At 57.1% G+C, this 18,533-nt stretch carries 19 protein-coding genes and 1 tRNA gene; 4 read left to right on the top strand and 16 right to left on the bottom strand.

The window, feature by feature from the left end:
• Positions 1–26: 26 nt before the first annotated feature.
• Positions 27–566: a hypothetical protein gene (locus A3H92_03295; GenBank protein OHC75707.1), complete on the top strand. Its 540-nt coding sequence runs from the start codon at positions 27–29 to the stop codon at positions 564–566.
• Positions 567–579: 13 nt separating this feature from the next.
• On the opposite strand, the gene A3H92_03290 is transcribed toward A3H92_03295, so the two are convergent.
• The 4 genes from A3H92_03290 to A3H92_03275 all read right to left on the bottom strand — a co-directional run bounded on the left by A3H92_03290 (position 580) and on the right by A3H92_03275 (position 4,110).
• A complete protein-coding gene (locus tag A3H92_03290) occupies positions 580–1,020 on the bottom strand; it encodes a hypothetical protein (protein ID OHC75706.1) in 441 nt (146 codons plus the stop codon).
• A gap of 69 nt (positions 1,021–1,089) precedes the next feature.
• Positions 1,090–2,385 (bottom strand): hypothetical protein, encoded by a 1,296-nt coding sequence (locus A3H92_03285; GenBank protein OHC75705.1) that lies wholly within the window; start codon positions 2,383–2,385, stop codon positions 1,090–1,092.
• A 10-nt stretch (positions 2,386–2,395) separates the two neighbouring features.
• Complete coding sequence (locus A3H92_03280) at positions 2,396–3,547, bottom strand: 3-dehydroquinate synthase (GenBank protein OHC75704.1); 1,152 nt, start codon at positions 3,545–3,547, stop codon at positions 2,396–2,398.
• Complete coding sequence (locus A3H92_03275) at positions 3,544–4,110, bottom strand: hypothetical protein (GenBank protein OHC75703.1); 567 nt, start codon at positions 4,108–4,110, stop codon at positions 3,544–3,546. The genes A3H92_03280 and A3H92_03275 overlap by 4 nt, the downstream gene beginning before the upstream one ends.
• 293 nt (positions 4,111–4,403) lie before the next feature.
• Between A3H92_03275 and A3H92_03270 the strand changes: the two genes are divergently transcribed.
• Both A3H92_03270 and A3H92_03265 read left to right on the top strand, forming a co-directional pair.
• Complete coding sequence (locus tag A3H92_03270; protein OHC75702.1) at positions 4,404–6,263, top strand: hypothetical protein; 1,860 nt, start codon at positions 4,404–4,406, stop codon at positions 6,261–6,263.
• 1 nt (position 6,264) lies between these two features.
• Positions 6,265–7,203 carry a site-specific tyrosine recombinase XerD gene (locus tag A3H92_03265; protein ID OHC75701.1) on the top strand — a complete coding sequence of 313 codons (939 nt, stop codon included), beginning with the start codon at positions 6,265–6,267 and terminating at the stop codon, positions 7,201–7,203.
• Between the two features lie 18 nt (positions 7,204–7,221).
• Here the strand turns inward: A3H92_03265 and A3H92_03260 are convergent, their stop codons facing one another.
• The 8 genes from A3H92_03260 to A3H92_03225 form a co-directional block, all read right to left on the bottom strand.
• Positions 7,222–8,046: a chemotaxis protein CheR gene (locus A3H92_03260; protein OHC75700.1), complete on the bottom strand. Its 825-nt coding sequence runs from the start codon at positions 8,044–8,046 to the stop codon at positions 7,222–7,224.
• Positions 8,043–9,131: a chemotaxis response regulator protein-glutamate methylesterase gene (locus A3H92_03255; GenBank protein OHC75699.1), complete on the bottom strand. Its 1,089-nt coding sequence runs from the start codon at positions 9,129–9,131 to the stop codon at positions 8,043–8,045. Before A3H92_03255 ends, A3H92_03260 begins: the two co-directional genes overlap by 4 nt.
• An 88-nt stretch (positions 9,132–9,219) precedes the next feature.
• Positions 9,220–9,585: a two-component system response regulator gene (locus A3H92_03250; protein ID OHC75698.1), complete on the bottom strand. Its 366-nt coding sequence runs from the start codon at positions 9,583–9,585 to the stop codon at positions 9,220–9,222.
• Between the two features lie 140 nt (positions 9,586–9,725).
• Positions 9,726–12,461 carry an ATPase gene (locus A3H92_03245; protein OHC75697.1) on the bottom strand — a complete coding sequence of 912 codons (2,736 nt, stop codon included), beginning with the start codon at positions 12,459–12,461 and terminating at the stop codon, positions 9,726–9,728.
• A 103-nt stretch (positions 12,462–12,564) separates the two neighbouring features.
• Complete coding sequence (locus A3H92_03240; protein OHC75696.1) at positions 12,565–13,212, bottom strand: hypothetical protein; 648 nt, start codon at positions 13,210–13,212, stop codon at positions 12,565–12,567.
• Entirely contained in the window at positions 13,212–13,772 is a 561-nt protein-coding gene (locus tag A3H92_03235) for a hypothetical protein (GenBank protein OHC75695.1), read from the bottom strand. Before A3H92_03235 ends, A3H92_03240 begins: the two co-directional genes overlap by 1 nt.
• 79 nt (positions 13,773–13,851) lie before the next feature.
• Positions 13,852–14,208 (bottom strand): hypothetical protein, encoded by a 357-nt coding sequence (locus tag A3H92_03230; GenBank protein ID OHC75694.1) that lies wholly within the window; start codon positions 14,206–14,208, stop codon positions 13,852–13,854.
• A 21-nt stretch (positions 14,209–14,229) separates the two neighbouring features.
• Positions 14,230–14,305: transfer RNA gene (locus A3H92_03225), tRNA-Thr, on the bottom strand.
• 85 nt (positions 14,306–14,390) lie between these two features.
• Here A3H92_03225 and A3H92_03220 point away from each other — a divergent pair.
• On the top strand, positions 14,391–15,551 hold the full coding sequence (locus A3H92_03220) for a hypothetical protein (protein OHC75693.1): 1,161 nt from the start codon (positions 14,391–14,393) through the stop codon (positions 15,549–15,551).
• Here the strand turns inward: A3H92_03220 and A3H92_03215 are convergent.
• From A3H92_03215 to A3H92_03200, 4 genes are read right to left on the bottom strand one after another with little or no spacing between them, the layout of a single operon-like run.
• Positions 15,548–16,384 (bottom strand): hypothetical protein, encoded by an 837-nt coding sequence (locus A3H92_03215; protein OHC75692.1) that lies wholly within the window; start codon positions 16,382–16,384, stop codon positions 15,548–15,550. The two genes, A3H92_03220 and A3H92_03215, sit on opposite strands and share 4 nt — an antisense overlap.
• 10 nt (positions 16,385–16,394) lie before the next feature.
• Positions 16,395–17,420 (bottom strand): hypothetical protein, encoded by a 1,026-nt coding sequence (locus tag A3H92_03210; protein OHC75691.1) that lies wholly within the window; start codon positions 17,418–17,420, stop codon positions 16,395–16,397.
• The gene (locus A3H92_03205) at positions 17,417–17,995 is read right to left on the bottom strand and encodes a hypothetical protein (protein OHC75690.1); all 579 of its coding nucleotides are present in this window, start codon (positions 17,993–17,995) and stop codon (positions 17,417–17,419) included. The genes A3H92_03210 and A3H92_03205 overlap by 4 nt, the downstream gene beginning before the upstream one ends.
• Positions 17,985–18,296 (bottom strand): hypothetical protein, encoded by a 312-nt coding sequence (locus tag A3H92_03200; protein OHC75689.1) that lies wholly within the window; start codon positions 18,294–18,296, stop codon positions 17,985–17,987. Before A3H92_03200 ends, A3H92_03205 begins: the two co-directional genes overlap by 11 nt.
• Positions 18,297–18,533 lie beyond the last annotated feature (237 nt).

Here is an 18,533-nt window from a genome sequence, read left to right as displayed (position 1 = left end):
TAAAATCGGCGGGTGGGGACCACAAAATGAGCGTAAACAATCAGTACGATATCCTGAAAAAGGAGGTCGTTCACCTTTTCGAGCATCTGCAAAAGATCAAAAAAGAGGTGGCGTCGATCAAGCACCCCAACTTGAACATCGATCATTTCGGCACGGTCGCCGATCAGTTGACCGCCATCGCCAAAGCGACCGAAGACGCCACCGAAACGATCATGGAATCCACCGAAGGCATCAACGACGTAATCCTGGAATTGCGTGAACAAATTAAATATGCCGGCGCCGCCTATTACTTCGACAAGATGGCCGGCAAGATCAGTCTTATTTTCGAGGCCTGTTCGTTCCAGGACATTACCGGCCAGCGCATCGCCAAGATCGTCAAGGAGATGAACCTGATCGAGGGCACCTTGAATTCCCTGGTCGTTATCCTCGGCGAAGGCGGACTGGCGGCGCTGCCGCTGGATGAAAAGAAAATCAATGACGGATCGGACGGCGACGTCGTCATGACCGGCCCGCAATTGAACAACGAAGGGGTTTCGCAGAGCGATATCGACAAGCTGTTCGGATAGCGCTCTGATACGTTCAGTTATAGCCCATGCCCGAAACATAGTCGCGCAGCGACGCCTCATCCAGCATGGATTCCTCCAGACGAACCTTGACCGCGTCGCCGATGCTGACTACTCCGGCGACCTCATCGCCGTTCATAACCAAAACATGGCGGGTGCGCCGCACGGTCATCAAACTCATCACCCTGGGCAGAGAGTCGTCGGGAGCGCAAGTGACGATCTTTTTGGTCATAAAATCCTTGACCGGCGTTGACATCGATCCGGCGTCTTTCGCCGCTATGTTGTGAACGATATCCCGCTCGGTCACGGTGCCGACGATTTTGCCGCTTTTATCGCGGACGATGGCAAAGCCGATTTTCTCGTTGGAAAAAATCTTCGCCACGGATTGAGCGGTCATCAAAAGGTCAACGGCAATGACGTTGGAGCCTTTTGCTTTCAAAATATCTTTCACATACATGAACTGCGCATCCTTCTCAAAGCAACAAGCATAGTTTACCACCAAATGCCTCGCGGCGTATCATTACTTTTATGGGGCAGGCGCTTCCTTTTCCAACTTTTTTTCTGTTTTTCGCCGGGGAGGAGTTATGCGCACCGAGGTTATCTGATGACGGACGCGATTCAGTATCTCGAAGCGGAAGTCATGGAACATAAAAGCCTGTCCGCTCTCGGGGATGCGGCGCGATTCATGAATAATCAATCCGGCGATGGTGGCCGTCTCCTCATCAGGGAGGCTCCACGAAAACTGGCGGTTAAGGTCGCGGATGGTGACAACGCCGTCAACGATGTAACTGCCGTCGGACTGAGGACGAATGCCGGTAGCGGCGATATCGTGTTCGTCGGAGATTTCACCGACGATTTCCTCAAGAATGTCATCAAGGGTAACGATGCCCATCAGGCTTCCGTACTCGTTAACCATCAAGGCGAAGTGCTGGCGGCGGCGGCGAAAAGCGTTAAGCTGATTCAGCAGGGTAGTTGACTCAGGGATAAACCACGGCTTGGTCGCCAGAGCCATGATGTCCAGCGGAGATCGCTTCTCGCCGCGTTCCCGCACCGCTTTCAGCAGCGCCTTGGCGTGCAGGACGCCGACGATATTATCGGGTTGTCCGCGCCACAGCGGGATGCGGGTAAAAGGACTCGACAGCATTTCATCGACTATCGCCTGAACAGGCTGATCGGCGTTGATCGTCACCATGTTCTTGCGATGCACCATGATCTCGCCCACCTGTACGTTGTCCAGATCGAGGACGCTGTGCAACATGTCGCGCTTATGCCCGACCGAATGTTCCTTGCCGCCGTGCAGTTCAATGGCGCCGCGCAATTCCTCCTCGGTGGCGGCCAGCCCATGGTCATCCCTGATATCGACCCCTGCGATCTTCATAATAACGCGCACCACCAGATTCACCGTTCTGGTCGCCGGCGCCAACATCAGCGCCAGACCACTTATTAACGGCGCGACGACCAGCGCCACGCGATTGGCTTTATTGAAGGCGTAGACCTTGGGCATGATCTCGCCGAAGATCAGCACCAGCAGCGTCATCGAGATGGTGGCGTAGACAACGCCGGCTTCGCCGTAGAGTGAGATAAAAATGCTGGTGGCCATGGCCGACGCCAGAATGTTCACCAGATTGTTGCCGAGAAGAATAGTGCCGATCAGCAGTTCTTTTTTCTCGCGCAGACGGTTGACGACGGCGGCGCGGGCGCTGCCTTTCTTTTCCAGTTGGTACATCAACGGCCGCGAGGCGGCGGTCAGCGCCGTTTCGGAGCAGGAGAAAAAGGCGGAAAACAACAGTAAAACGGCGATGGCGATCATGGAAACCATCATAGTTTGGACCCTAAATGATGTTGATGGGGCGAGGTTTAATAAGAGCGTCCTTCAGCAGGGCGTGAATATCATTGTGCGTCGCTTCGCCGGTAATAAAAGATCGGCCGATGCCGTGAGCCAGAATGAGGGTAAGCTTGCCGTCCCTGACCTTCTTGTCCCGCGCCATGTGGGCGATCAGGCCGTCGGCTGTCCACGACGGAGCGGCGATGTCGCCGAGGCCGGTCGGCAGGCCTACGGCGTCAAGATGCCTGCGTACGCGCTCGGCATCCGCAGGCCGGCACAGGCCCATGCGCTCCGATAAACTAAAGGCCAGACAAATGCCGACAGCCACCGCCTCGCCGTGAAGCAACGCGCCGGAATAGCCGGTCTCGGCCTCCAGGGCATGACCGAAGGTGTGCCCCAGGTTGAGCAGGGCGCGGCGATCCGCTTCCCTCTCGTCCTCGGCGACAATAGCGGCCTTGGCGGCGCAACTTGTCAGAACGGCGTGACGTCTGGCCGCGCTGTCGCCTTCAAGCATGCCGGCGGCGTTATTTTCCAGCCATGAAAAAAAATCGGCGTCGTTGATCAAGCCATATTTTACCACCTCGGCATATCCGGCAAGCAGATCACGCGGCGTCAGGGTGTCCAGCGTTTTGATGTCGGCCAGCACCAGCGCCGGCTGGTGAAAGGCGCCGATCAGATTCTTGCCGTGACGACAATTGATGCCGGTCTTGCCGCCCACCGAGCTGTCAACCTGAGCCAGCAAGGTGGTCGGAATCTGGATAAAGGGAAGTCCGCGCAAGGTGATGGCGGCGGCAAAGCCGGTAATATCGCCGATCACGCCGCCGCCCAGCGCAATCAGGGTAGTGGTCCGCTCCACGCCTCTGTCCAGCAATCCGTCCGTCAATTCCCGCAGATGGTCAAAGTCCTTGGTCCTCTCGCCGGCCTCAAGAACGATGCTGGAACGGCGGATGCGGGCGTCGCCCAGGGACTCTTCCACCGCCGCCAGATAATGCCCGGCGACGGTCGAATCGGTGACTACAACCACGTCCTTCAGCGAGGACATGTAACGACCGGCGTCGGCCAGCAGACGCTCCCCGATGATAATATCATAGCTGCGAGGCCCCAGCTCTACCCTCAGGCTGTCAACAGCCGGCCGTTTTATGTCATCGCGGCCGGTCATGGGTTCTCCCGGGGGCCGACTTTGCGTTTGATAAAGGCGTCTACGGCTTCGGCAACGCGCTTGGTGGTCGTCGTCGGCGTTTCATCATTACTGTCGATAACGATGTCTGACTCGGCGTAAACCGGATAGCGGATGCTTATCAATTTTTCCAAAGTCGCGTAGGGATCATCGGTTTCAAGAAGAGGCCGTCCCCCCCGGCGCCGGGTGCGTTTGAACAGAGTCTCGATGTCGGCCCTCAGCCAGACCGAAATGCCCTTGTCCCTGATCATGGCGCGGGTTTCAGGGGCCATGAAGGCGCCGCCGCCGGTGGCCAGCACTTGCCGGCCGTTACTCAACAATCTGGAGATTACTTTTTTCTCCACCTCACGGAATGACGCTTCGCCGTAGAGTTCAAAAATGTCATCAATAGAGCATCCGGCGGCTATAACCACTTCCTCATCGACATCAATGAACGGCAGGCCGAGCTGCATGCCGAGCCGGCGTCCGACGCTTGTCTTGCCGGCCCCCATCAGACCGATCAGGACGATAGACTTGTCAGGAGGAAGACAAATCACCACAGGCATCCCTCTCCCCGCAACGATTCACAAGGCAAAGCATAAAACAAACCGCCGCCCTTGACGCCGGGACGTTGAAAGCATTTATGCGAGCCTATACACTGCCGAAAATTCGCCATAGTCGAAACTTACCGTAAAGATAATATGATTCCGCTATAAATAACCGCTTTCAAGGTATTCTATGAGAAATTTTCCAAGAATCGTTTTATTCACTGTTCTCGTCATGCTTATCGGCGGCGCAGTTTTCCTCGTCACCTGGGATATTCCCCCGCCGTCAGCCAAGGTGGAGAAAGTTATACCCGATGATCGCTTCCCCAAGTAACGCCCTCCAGTTCAGGTCAGCGATTTTCGCATCGGGTTTTGCCGTCCTTATCGCCGGGGCGGGATTTCCCGGACTGGGCATGGCTCAAGACTCCCCTTCTTCAAGCGCTCCCGTGCGTCTGGCGCCGCCGAAGGCCCCACCGCTGTCGCCGGCGCCTCAAAAGCCGTCTCCCGCCGCCAAACAGGAGGCTCCGGCCCCCGGATCGTCGAAAGCCTCCTCGCCCGCCGCGCCGAGCAATCTGATTGAAGTGGATTCGCTTCAAACAATCGACCCCGACGCAACAGGCGTGCTGAGTGAAGGAAAGGGCGGATTCGGGGTCGATATGTGGGCCGGCGCCGGTCGCGAAATGGTCTTCGCCCTGCTTCCGCAATTACCCGTGGCCGCCAATTCCATAACGATGCGGGAACTGATGCGTCGCCTGTTGTTGTCCTCGGCCACGCCGCCGCAGGGTGACGCCGCCGCCGCCCAAGGAGGCGGTCTGATGGCGATAAGGGCCAGACTGCTTGTGGATATGGGTGATCTTAACGGCGCCGACCGGCTCATCGGCGCCACCCCGGACCACGCCCGGAATAATGAACTGGTGCGCATTGAAGCCGATGTCCGGTTCCTGTCCAACGACAACGCCCGCGCCTGCGCATTAGCCGTCGATCAAATCACCGCCGGGGCGAACGACTACTGGCAAAAAGCATTTATCTTTTGTCAGGCGTTGGCGGGAGAGAAGGAGAAAGCATCCCTCGGCATCTCTATTCTGCGCGAGTTAGGCGAAAAGGATGCGGTTTTTCTGCAACTTGCCGGCGCGCTGATTAACGGCGAGGTTGTCGCCGTTGAACGCCTGCCCGATCCGTCGCCGATGCATTTGGCAATGGCGCGCGCCGCCAAGGCGTCCCTGCCGATGGATGTGATGTCTTCGAATCTTCCGGGGATATTAAGCGCTGTCGCCGTCAACCCAAGCTCGTCAGTTGATCTGCGTCTGAATGCTGCGGAAAAAGCCGAAGCGACCGGCGCTCTGCACGTCGATACCCTGCGTCAACTTTATACTGACATTTCGTTCTCCGATAAAGAGATGGCCAACCCGCTTTCCAAGGCGGAAGCCGAAAGCAGCCCGATGAGCCGCGCGCTGCTTTACCGTGCGTCTTTGACGCAAACGGCGCCGGCGGCGCAGGCCGAATTATTGGCGCGCGCCTTGTCTCTGGCCCGGCAAGACGGCCGCTACAAATCCACGGCAAGAGTGTTCATGCCGGCGCTCCTGCGCGTCCCGCCGTCCCCCGACCTGGCGTGGTTTGCCCCCGAGGCGGCGCGTTCGCTGCTGGCGGGAGGCGAACATGAGGCCGCCGGGGCATGGTTCTCCCTGCTGCGCTCCGGCGCCGTGCTGAACGATGATTCCAAAGCCGCGCTTAAGGCCCTTATGCCGATTGCCCGTCTTGCCGGCTCCGTCGAAGCCGGGGACTGGACTACCGATAATCTGGCCGACTGGTGGGAAACCGAGAAGGAAAATGACGGGGCGCGAGAGCGCGCAACCCTTCTTTACAGCCTGTTTGAAGCCCTTGGCGAGCCTGTTCCCGATAAAATATGGGACAAATTAATTAACGGCCGTGAACGCATAACGGTGACCGCGCCTCTTCCGGCCCTTCGGCATCGCCTGGAAAAAACGGCCCACGGCGCCGCAGGCGAACGTCCGGGCGAAACGGTGCTTATTTCACTGCTGGCGCTGGGTAAGGACGGGCTGGATAAAACCGATCCGATAATTCTAAGACAAGCATTGGCCGGCCTTTACGCCTCCGGCCTGAAGTCCGAAGCCCGCATGCTGGCCGTGGAAGCGGCGTTGGCCGCAGACCTTTAAAATGGTCGAGCGCCTTACGCCGCTTCGCGTAGAAAGCTTTCTGGAAATGCTTGTGGCGGAACGCGGCGCATCCGCCAACACCATTTTGTCCTATCGACATGATCTGGTGAGTTTTTCCGAGTTTATAACCTCCAAAAAACAGGGAGGCACCCTTGAAAATGCAAGCTCGGAGATTATCAAGTCCTACCTCAAATATTTATCCGTCGCCGGCATGACCCCCGGCACCGCCGCCCGGCGTCTGTCCGCCCTGCGCCAATTCTATAACTTCCTTTATGCGGAAGGGCTGCGCGCAGACAACCCCTGCGCCGTCATCGACGGCCCCGGATCGGGGCGGTCTTTGCCGAAACTGTTAAGCGAGGAAGATGTGGAACAACTGCTGTCAACGACTCGGCTGCGGCAAGGCGCCGAGGGGCTGAGGCGGATAGCGCTGATCGAAACGCTCTACGCCACCGGCCTCAGGGTTTCAGAATTGGTGGGGCTGCCGTTGTCGGCCCTCTCCCGCGACGGCTTGATGCTGATCGTTAAAGGCAAGGGCGGCAAGGAACGCATGATCCCGCTGGGCGAGGAGGCGTCATCGGCGCTTAACGATTATAAGCTGATGCGGGAAAATTTCATTTCCGGCAAACAAAAGACCGGCGGGCATTCGCCCTGGATGTTTCCTTCAAGCTCCAAAAGCGGCCATCTGACGCGCGCCCGCTTCGCCCAGATGCTCAAAGAGACTGCGGCGGATGCCGGAATTGACCCCACGCGCGTTTCGCCTCATGTCTTGCGGCACTCATTTGCCAGCCACCTGCTGGCGCACGGGGCCGACCTGCGCTCGATTCAACAGATGCTGGGACACTCGGATATATCAACCACCCAAATATATACTCATGTCCTGGAGGGCCGTCTGACCCGTCTGGTCAAGCAATCACATCCATTGGCGATGGTAAAAAAATAATCAATATCTCCGGATTTTTCAGATATTTTTATTCTGAGTGAGGCAATAAAGGCCCCGTTGTCCGGGAACCGGCTTGAACTTATCTGAAATGCCCAAAACCGTTTCTGCGCCGCCCATAAAAAGCATGCCGTCTTCGGGCAACAAACTGCTGATCTGGTCAAGAACCTTGGTCTTGGTCGGCTGATCAAAATAAATCAGCACATTGCGGCAAAACACCACATCGAACTTACCCAATGCCTGAAGGCTGTTCAGCAGGTTGTATTCCCTGAATTGAACCATGGCGATCAATGACGGATGGATCTGCCACATGTCGGCCTGCTTGATAAAATATTTCAGCAGAAACTGGATAGGCAGTCCTCTTTGCACTTCAAATTGCGAATAAAGACCGGCCTTCGCTTTTTTGAGAATATCCTTTGAGATGTCGGTGCCGATGATTTCGGTGCGCCATCCGACCAGTTTGGCGGCTTCTTCCCTGAGGATAATACCCAGAGAATAAGGCTCCTGACCGCTGGAGGCGGCGGCGCACCAGATACGAAACGACTTTTTATCGGCGCGGGTTTTTATAAGGTTGGGCAGGATCGATTCGCGGAATATGTCAAACGGCTTGATGTCCCTGAAGAAGAATGACTCATTGGTGGTCATCGCCTCCGTGACTTCCTGGATAAGAGCCTCTTCCGGGCTGGCCCGCATGACGGGAATCAATTCATCCAAACTTTTCATGCCGCGCTTGCGGGCCACCGGCATCAGCCTGCTCTCAAGCAGATAGGCCTTGTCTTCGGTCAGGACCAACCCGGATCGTTCCTTGATGAGCTTGCTGATAAAGGAAAAGTCTTCAGGTTTCATGAGTGACCCCTGCCGACATGTTTTGCAACATAGGACGCAAGCTCTTCAAGCGGGAGCACGGCGCTGCATATTCCGGCCGCCGCCGCCGCTCCGGGCATGCCCCAAACGACGCTGGTTTTTTCATCCTGGGCGATAAGGGTGCCGCCGGCATCGGCAATCTCCGTCCCGCCCTTGGCCCCGTCGGACCCCATGCCGGTCAGAACTACCGCCATCACGCGGGCGCCGAAGGTTTTGGCAATGCTTCGAAACATAGGATCAACGGCGGGCTTGCAAAAATTTTCCGGCGGGCCGTCGTTAATGCTCAACACCCGCTGAGCGCCTTTGGTCGTCACCAACATATGATAGCCGCCGGGAGCCAGATGAATATGTCCGGAGGTGATTACGTCGCCGTCTTTGGCCTCGCTGCACGGCCAACCGGTCAGACGGTTGATATGATCGGCCAGAATAGCGGTAAAGGTCGCCGGCATGTGCTGGGTGATAAGGATCGGCAGCTTGATATCTTTCCCGAGTTTGCCGAGAAAGGTGAACAGGGCTTGCGGGCCGCCCGTCGAACTGCCGATAGTCAGAACGTCCGGTTTTTCCGTTCCCGGCTTGCGCAAGGAAACGGGGCCGATCGGTCCTATGGCCGCCTTGATCGGCGCGGAAGCAGCCCCCTTGGGCCGTTCGGACGCTCCCCGTAAAATGCGGGCGCGCCTTCGGGCGAGTCCCAGCGCCTTGACCTTTTCCTGAAGCTCCCTGCGGAATTCTCCGCCCATGCCGATTTCGCGTGCGGAAGTCGGTTTAGGCACATAATCGGCGGCCCCGGCTTCGAGCGCGCGCAGGCTTATATCGGCGTTGCGCGCAGTCAGCGTGGAAGCCATGATAATCTTGACGTTCGGGTCTACCTCAAGAAGCTTGGGCAACGCCGTCAGGCCGTCCATCACCGGCATTTCAATATCGAGGATAATGACATCAATGTCATGACGGGCAAGGTTGCTTACCGCTACCTCGCCGTTGCCTGCGGAAACGGCGACGGTAATAGCCGGATCATCCTCAAGCATTTTGGTTATCAGTCCGCGAATAACCGCAGAGTCGTCCACGACCATGACCCGGATCTGCTCCGAGGAGGAATTTTGTGTTGTTTCCGACACGATACTTTCCAGATTAATCGCCAAGGGCTACCCCCAGGGAAATTTACAGCAAACCGACTTGAGCAAACTTTGCCTGAATGATCTCGCTGTCAAAGGGCTTCATTATGTATTCATTAGCCCCGGCCTCAATGGCTTCCTGAATGTGTTCAATATCGTTCTCGGTGGTGCAGAAAACTACGACCGGCGTGTTGCCCCCGGGCAATGCGCGCATTTCTCTGAGAAACTCAATACCGCTCATTATCGGCATATTCCAGTCAAGCAGAACCGCCTCGGGCATTTTGCTCTTGCAGGAATCGAGGGCGGCCTTGCCGTCCGCAGCTTCCACCGTTTCAAATTTCAGCTCCTGCAGGATCTTCCGGGCCACCATTCGAATGACCTTGGAATCATCAACGATCAGACAAGTCTTCATGTGCTTCTTCGTCCCCCCCAAGGGCAAAACAACGGCCCGTTTGCCGAAATCCGCCCGAGCCGTTTAAATTATAGTTACTAAAATCAACAAAACCCCTGCTGCGTCAAGCACAAACGGCGACGGCGCAGACGGCGTTTCAATTACGATGTTGCCGCAAGCACGGTGCCGGCAAGCGTGCCGACCAAAGCCTCGCGGTCGAATTTGGCGACATAGTCATTAAAGCCGACCTTGCGGCCCCGCTCAAAATCCTGCTCGGTCGCGTGCGAGGAAAGAGCGATCATCGGCACGTTTTTCCATCTGGCGTCGGCGCGCACCGTCTCGGCGAATTCAAATCCGTTCATCCCGGGCATTTCGATATCGCTGATAATGACGTCGTAGGCGGCGCCTCCCTCAAGCAACTTGAGCGCAAGCTGGGCGCTCTCGGAGGTTGTCACCTTGTATCCGGCAACCGACAGGAGCGGCGCCAGGAGATTACGGAAAAACGGACTGTCATCCACCAGCAGCACACGCTTGCTGTGATTGTCTTTGCCGGCGGGGTTTTTTGATTCCTCGGCGCCGAACCAATCGGAGAAAGCCTGGGTCAGGAAGAAACCGGCGTCGATAACGTCGGTAGCCTTGCCGTTGATAATGGCGCTGCCGATAATGCCGGGCATATTCGAGGCCAACTCGATATTGAGGCGCTCCTCGACAATGTCAACGATAGTATCAACCACCAGCCCCATGGAATGCTTGCGATCAGTGAAGACCAAAATCGGTTGCCGGCCGTCTTTTTTCCACTGGTGAGCCGTGTTGAAGGGGATCAGCGGCATCAGGTGATCACGGTATTGGACCACGATCTGGTTATGAGAAACCTCCGTGGACGCCATGTCGATTTCCTCCAGCCTTGCCACAAGAGCCAGCGGCACCGCCCTCAGCTCTTTTCCGCCGGCGCTGAAAATGAGCATGGAGGTTTTCTCATCGCCATGCTCGATGGCGACAGGTTCCGAGGATGCCGCATCGCCGCCGGCGCCTTGGCCGGAAGCGGCGGCAATGCCGTTAGGATCAAGAATCATGATAACGCTGCCGTCGCCGAGGATGGTGTTGCCCGAATAAAAAGGAATTTCCCGCAAGATCGGCGAAACCGGCTTGACCACGATTTCTTCAGTGTCAAAAACCCGATCAACAATGACGCCGAATGTATAACTGCCGACCTGGGTAACCACAATAAAGAGTTCTTCCCGGGTCGCATCTTTCCTGTCGCCAAGCTTCAGAAGATTTTGCAGGGACACCAGCGGCAACAGTCTGTTGCGCAACCGCAACACGGGAGAGTCATTAATCATCTCAATAGTGTTATCGGAATGGGCGGACGTGCGCACCAACTCCAGAACGCTGATTTGAGGAATGGCGAAGCGTTCGTTGCCGCAGGCGACGACCAGGGCCGAGACGATAGCCAGAGTCAGAGGAATCTTGATAGTAAAGGTTGAACCTTTTCCTTCCACCGACTTGAATTCGATGGTGCCGCCGATTTTTTCAATGTTTGTCTTTACCACATCCATGCCGACGCCGCGACCGGAGACGCTGGTGATTTTCGCTGCGGTGGAGAAGCCGGGCCGAAGGATGAATTGCTGGATTTGTTCATCGGTCATCGCCTCCAGTTCGGACTCGCCGGCCAGCCCGTTCTCGATAACTTTGGCTTTGATCCTGCCCATATTGAGGCCGCGTCCGTCATCGGCGATGCGAATAATAATATGACCGCCTTCATGGAAGGCTTCGAGAACGATCTTGCCCATTTCGAGCTTGCCCGCCGCCGTGCGGTCGGGCGGAGTTTCCAATCCGTGATCGGCGGAATTGCGAACCATATGGGTAAGCGGGTCCTTGATTAATTCCAGAACCTGCCGGTCAAGTTCGGTCTCCTGGCCGATCATCTGAAGGTCGATCTTCTTGTGGGTTTCAACCGAAAGATCGCGCACGATGCGCGGCAGCTTGGCCCAGGCGTTGCCGATAGGCTGCATGCGCGTTTTCATCACCCCTTCCTGAAGATCGCTGGTGATATGGCTCAAGCGCTGCAACGGCACATGAAATTCACTGTCGTCGTGACCGCGCACCATCTGCAAAAGCTGGTTGCGGGTCAGCACCAATTCGCTGACCAGAGTCATCAGGTTCTCAAGCAGATCGACGTTGACGCGGATAGACTGGGCGGCAATGGCGGATTCCTTGGATTCGCCGTCCTTCTTCTCGGCGGGAGGAGCCGTCTTTTTCGGCGCCGCCGGAACCTTTGCCTCTGCCGTCGCCACGGACTTTTCATCGACGGGGGCGGGCAATTCGCCTTTCTCGGCGGCGAGCTTGGCGGCATTCTCGGCGGCGATTTGCTCATCGCTTGCCGCTTTGGCGCCGGCGGCCATGGCGGCTTCGACTTCGGCCAGCAGTTCGGCCGCTACGGGAGCGCCGGTGGCGTTTACCGCAATGCCGGGAGCGCTGAATACGGGGGCCGCTCCCAACGGCACGGGCTTGGGCGTCGAGGCGCCGCCGATCAGGCCCCTTAATTCGCTGATCAGCTCGCTGTCTTCGCCTTCCTGTTCCTCGCCGGAGGCTTCAAGCTTTTCCAGAAGCGCCTTAATTCTGTCGATGCATTTAAGGATAACCGTTACCGACTCGGGAGTTACTTTAAGTTTTCCGTCACGGTACAGGCCAAGCACGTCCTCTCCGGCGTGAGCGACCTTTTCCAGGCGCGGCAGACCGAGGAACCCGCAGGTGCCTTTGATGGTATGCACCAGGCGGAAAATATTGGAAAGAATCGCCTTGTCGTTGGGATTTTGCTCGAACTTGACAAGCTCGGCGTCAATGACGGCCAGACTTTCGGTAGTTTCCGTAAGGAATTCAGTTAACAGGTCATCCATAATTATTTTCCTCTTGCGGAACGGACAAGTCGGCGAAAAATATCCGAACTAACCGACTGTGAGCGCAATATAACCACATAAGTCTTTAATTATCAAAAAGAAATCATTTGCCGACGGACATCAGGGCGGCCATGCGCACCTCATTTTTCATGTCGTCGGAAATTTCGATATCGGTATTAAGGCTCTCGGCCAGACGCATGGTGAAATAGCCGTGGACATTATGCGCCGTGAGATCGCCCGAAGACACATCGGCGGCCATGGCGGCGCGGATGTCATCCCTGAGGCGCGCTCCCGGGCCTTTCGCCGTGACGGCGATTCCCATTCCCTCGGAAAGATCGGCCGGACGGACGCTCAACTCGCCGCCACGGGGCAGGGAATCCATACTCAGCAGAATCAGGTTGAGAATGAGCGCCGCTCCGCCTCGCGGCAGGTTCCCGGCGGCGTATGTATCTTCGGGCCAGTCCATGGTTACGCGGTTGCCGTCAATCAAACCCGCAGCCAGACTGCGGGTTTGAACGAGCGAGGCAACGGCGCCGGCGCCCTGGCCGAAGGCCATGCGGAAGAAAGCCAAACGACCGGACAGTTGACGGGCGCTGTCAGCGACCAGGGCCGCTGCTTCTCCATCATCGTCTGCGGCATCTTCCAGGACTTCCAATCCGGCATTTACGGCGCCGGCGGGGCCGATAAGGTCATGGCAAAGACGCGAACACAGAAGTTGCACCGTTCTGAAGTCGATAAGCACCCCCGCCACTAACGCGACTTCAGGTACTCAAGCATGGTTCCGGCGTCGCTGACCTTGAAGGGATCGCCTGGTTCTTTGGAATTTTCAACGAACATCTTTTCGATGACCCCGTTAACGACCAGCATGGAATACCGCCATGAACGGTGGCCGAACCCGATCACATCCTTGTTGACCAGAAGGCCCATGCCCTTGGAAAAACGGCCGCTGCCGTCGGGGATGAATTTTATTTCGTTGTTTATTTTCTGGTCTTTCCCCCAGGCGTTCATGACAAACGAGTCATTGACCGACAGGCAGTAAATGTCATCGACCCCTTCGGCCTTGATGAACTTGGACATGGCCTTGTAGCCGGGAAGATGGGTGGACGAGCAGGTCGGGGTAAAGGCGCCGGGCAGCGCAAAAACGACAACCGTCTTGCCGCCGAATATTTCCGAGGTGGTTACATCGACCCACTTGCCGTCGGCGCGGGTGTGGAAAGTTACGTTGGGAACTCTTTGGCCGGCTTTTTTAATGCCCGCTTTCTTTGCGACAACTTTCTTTGCAACCACTTTTTTCGTGACCGCTTTCTTCATGGAAACCCCCTCCAAATTAAATCATATTATATCATTTAGAATAGCTCTAAATATATATATCAGCAGACTTTATTCATTATCAACCTTTGCCGTTTGATATATTTTCAGCGATAACCCGCACGGCGGAGTTTCCGGCGGCTTCCTTGGAGAGGGCGGCGGTTTTATCCTCGATAGCCGCCTTCAGTTCCTTCTCATCAAGAGGATTGTTTTTAATCATCACCGCCAAAATCGCCTCAATGGCAAGAATATGGGCAGCCAGACTTTCCGTTTCTTCAAGGCGCTGGGTGGCGGTCTCGCCGAGAGACTTTATATCCATAGAAATTCTTCTCAGGTTGCCTTCCAGGTCCTTGATCTGCCGGAAAAAGCCGGATTCCTCCAACTGCTCCAGAAACTCGGAGGAAGCATTGTCGGGGCCGCTGTTATCCTTACCGGACATCTCGATCCTCCCGAAAACAAATGGTGCCGCGTGCAAGACTCGAACTTGCGACCCTCGCATTACGAATGCGATGCTCTACCAACTGAGCTAACGCGGCGATAATTGTTAAATACTTCGCCGTCTTCAGTGCGTCAACGCTCCGTTTCACGGTAGCATATCAGGGCATAGAACAATATGGTGGAATGAATGGCAACCCCGGCCAAAGGCGCGAAATGATAACGACGACTCCCCTGCCGACATGGAAAGAACTGGCGGCCCCGTTCGCCCGCCCCGCCCTTGATGACGAGCCGTCGGCGGCGCCGTGGCGGGGAAAAGACGGCGGCGAAGGCCAAGCCTTTTGGTTTTCACGCTCGGCATGGGCGATGAAAGCCATCGTCCGTTGGTGGTCGTCCCTGCATGAGGGGCGCAAGCCCGTGCTGTGGCTTCCCGATTATTTCTGCAACCAGTCCACCTACCCCTTGCGCGAAATAAACGTCACGCCGGTCTTTTACCCGATAGATATGGACCTCAGGCCCGACCGGGAGGCGCGCCGGGCCATGGCCGCGCTTGCCGCTCCCGACCTGTTTGTTATCGTCCATTATTTCGGAATACCGGCGGACGCCGCTGCGGCCCGCTCTTTCTGCGACGAGACAGGCGCGTATTTGATCGAGGACGCCGCCCACGCCTTAGGCCCGGCGCCCGGCATCGGCGAACAGGGCGACTTCATTTTTTACAGCCCTCACAAGATTCTCGCCGTCCCCGACGGAGCGCTTTTGCTGATGCGCCCCAAGGACGGCGCCGGGATCATACGGGAAGCGGCAAACGGCGGCGGTTATTCAAAGGCCTTGACCGGCGCCTGGATAATCAGGCGAACGCTTCAAAAGATATTGCCGGAACCGCTGCTCGCCCGGCGGGCGCGGCGGCAAAAGCCGGCCTTTGCCGACGATCCGCCCTACAAGCCGTTGCCGCCCGAAACCCGGATCAGCTCCACGGCCCGCGCCATGCTGGCCGACGCGGCGGAAATCATGCCCGCAGCGGCGAAGGCGCGGCGGCGCAATTGGCTGGCGTTGCGCCAGGCCTTGAACGGCCTCAAGGGTTGTCGTCCCCTGGAAATTGCCGATCAGGCCACGCCTTACCGCTTTGTCCTGCGTTGCGACGACGAGGCGACCGCCGCCGCCTTGTTCGATAGTTTACATGCCGGGGGTTGCCCGGCGGAAAGCTGGCCCGACCTGCCGCCGGAGGCATGGGCCGAGCCTGGCCGCCACCAAGCCGCCATTCGCCTGCGCCGCACCCTGGTCCTGCTCCCCGTCCACCAGACGGCGGGGATGAACGAACTGATCGCCTGCTGTGAGAAAATACTTTAAGAAACCATCTCGTCCAGCCGCCGTCGCGCCCCGGCGTAGCGGAACTGAAGTCCCCCCTCGACGATCAGCTTGCGGTAGGCGGCGGGGGCCGTCATTTCCACATGATCGGCCCGCAGGGCGTGGAGATCGGTAGTCGGGAAATTAACCCCGCGCACGCCGCTGCGGCAGAAACGGAATTTTTGCGAAATGATTTTTAACGCATCCACGGAAATACTGTCGATATCGCCGAAGGCGTAAGCGTACCAGTCGATATTGTCGCCCAGACGGTCTTCGAGCTGAACGCCGGAATCGAGAATCTCCCGGCCAAGCGCCTCCCCCGACAATTTTGTAAGACGAAGATGATTCATGCCGTGGGCGCCGATGACATGGCCCCCGGATTTAAGTTCGGCGATCTCATCCCAGGACATCAGGCGCTTGCCGGCCGCTTGCCGCCGTCCGTCAAAGATATTGGCGGCGATCAGTCGGCTTTGCTCGTCCGCCCCGAGGCCGATGAGGCCGGGGCAGACAAAGAAAAGCGCCGTCACCCCGTGGCTCGCCAGCACCTCGGAAGCCAACTCGAAGTTGGAGGCAAAGCCGTCATCAAAAGTGAACAGGCAAGGAGTCCGCTCCTTGCTGTTTTCCTCCCCCCCGCCGGCAAGCCGCGCCGCCGCTTCTTGCGGAGATAAAATTCCGTGGGTTTGTTTTACATATTTGACAAAACGCCCGAAGTCCTCAAACCCGTCCCTGGGCGTATCGTGGAACAATAGTATCCTGACTCCTCCGCCGCCGCTGAACAGCCGCCATGTTCTCAAGGCCGATAGCCAGGGCAGGGAAAGCCGGGTCAGAATTGGCATGGTCCCTTTCCTATCCGTCGGAGCGGGCGCGATTGACAAGCCGGCGCACCAATCGGCCTGGAAGTCCGCCGCCGACGGCTTCGACTTCGTTGGTCAGCCGGTAAGGCTCGGCGGCCACGCCCGCCTTGAATTTATAAATACCCTCCGGCGTCAGCTTCGGGTCCATGCCGCCGACATCAAGGCGCCGGCAACCCAGAGCCTTCATTGCCATGATCGCCCGCCACAGCACGAATTGTCCGGCGTTCAGCCGCCGCCCCTCGGCGCTCAGATTGCCTGCCAGATACTCGCAGGCATCTCCGTATTTGACCATCAGCACCGAGGCCGCCGCCGCCCCCTGATGGTAAGCGGAAAAGACTTCCATCTTGCGCTCGACCGGCAACAGGTCCTGAAGGGCGGCGAGCAGTTCGCCGGTAACGCTGGTGGCAAAACCCCTGCCGGCGATCAGCCGGTCATGTTCTTCAAGAAAATTCTGAAAGACCTTTCCTTGCGACCCCGTCTTGATTTCCAGATCGCCCCGTTCGCTATGGTTGAGGGGGCCGCGCCATTTGCTTTTCAGGTTTCTTCGCAAGTCCTCCTCCGGCGGCGTCAGGTCAAGCGCCGCCGAGGCCCAGCCGAGCGTTTTCGTAGGCATAAAGCCGGATGCGCGTATATCGCCGACGGTCAACGCGCCGTCAAGAACGGGCGGCGCTACGCGCAGATACATGCCGCGCTTGTCGGCATAATGGCTACGCAACGATTTCATGATTTCAAGGAACTGCGTCTGTTCGCCGCCGCGCCACAACGGCCCGCGATTAATCCAGACCAAGCCGCCGGGGAGTCCGGCGGGGAGGAGGCGAACCAAGGCCTGAAAAGCGCCGACCGGCTGATCGCCATCAAGGAACAGGCCTCGCTCTACGCGCCACGGGCCGGTGCGCGCCTTGGCTTCGGCGTATTCCCAGCACTGCCCCAGACTAAGCGAAGGAAAGCCGCCGACCAGCCGGTTCCAATTATCTTGGGCGAAATTTTCAATAACCAGACGAACCATTCGCCGGATCATGCCTGTGAAGAAAGAAATTGCAACCATTCACGCAGATGGTGAATGTTTTTGATCGGCAGGAACATTCGCATTGGGTGAGACGGAAAGGACGTAAAATTAAACTTCACATAGAATTGCTTACGCTTCTTGACCGCTTTGATGTCGCCATCATCCAAAATATCAAGAACAATGGCCGCCAACCCCATCTGTTCGGATATACCGACGATCCGTTTCAAGGCGTCCACTAACAAGACACGCCCAAGGCCTTGGCCTTGGCAGACCGATTCAATGCCCAGGAAAGAAAGATAGGCGGCTGGAATTAAGCCGTGGTTCGGGGCGTTCTTCGTCAACTCCGTGGGCAAATCCGCCGCCTCGATTACATGGCTGTTGATCGCGTAATAGCCGAGTACGCGCGACCGGCCTGAAGCAACCGCGACCCAAACCCGCGAGAAATCACCTTTTTGATGCTTTTTCGCGGTCTTTTTGATAAAATTATCAATCCAGGCGGCGCCACATGAGAAAGCCGTTCGATCATGTATCGCCGGATCAAACGACTCAATCGAGACTTTTAGATCATCGGCGGCGTCATTGGTCATCAACAACCATTCGATGATGAAGGTCAAGCGCTTGGCGCATCGCCGCGCTCGGCCCAACCGGCGCGTCCAGAGCGGCGAGAAACACATCCCGATCCTCGACCGTTAAAACCGTGCGTTCATGATCTCGAAGGACCAAGCGCGCCCGCTCATAAGCCGCACCGGTCACGAACGCCGTTTCATCAATGCCCATTAATGCGGCGGCCTTTTGAATCTCAGCCTTCACATGAGGTTTTGTTCTCTGCTCCATGCGTACGGTCTTGGCCTCGTCAACCGCCGTCGTCACGTCAGTAAAAGAAATCATCTTAGCTTACCTCAACCTGCCACATTAAAGTGTACGGCAATATGCCGGACATTGCAAGGATCGCATGTTTATGAATAATAAGGTGAATAAGGGGGGAAAGGAGGGCGATTTGTTGTATCAGCGCTTTCTGCCAAAGATGACGTCCCAATTGGCGAGGTAAGATTTGGTGATGGTTTTTTGACCTTCGTGGCGGCTACAACCACTGTCTTGATCGTTGGCGGACTCCTTTGAGGGTTC

It is taken from the genome of Rhodospirillales bacterium RIFCSPLOWO2_02_FULL_58_16 (assembly GCA_001830425.1).
In the GTDB taxonomy this organism is placed as follows: Bacteria; Pseudomonadota; Alphaproteobacteria; order Rhodospirillales; family 2-02-FULL-58-16; genus 2-02-FULL-58-16.
The sequence above is the reverse complement of the archived record's forward strand: the minus strand, read 5'-3'. Positions and strand labels throughout refer to the sequence as shown.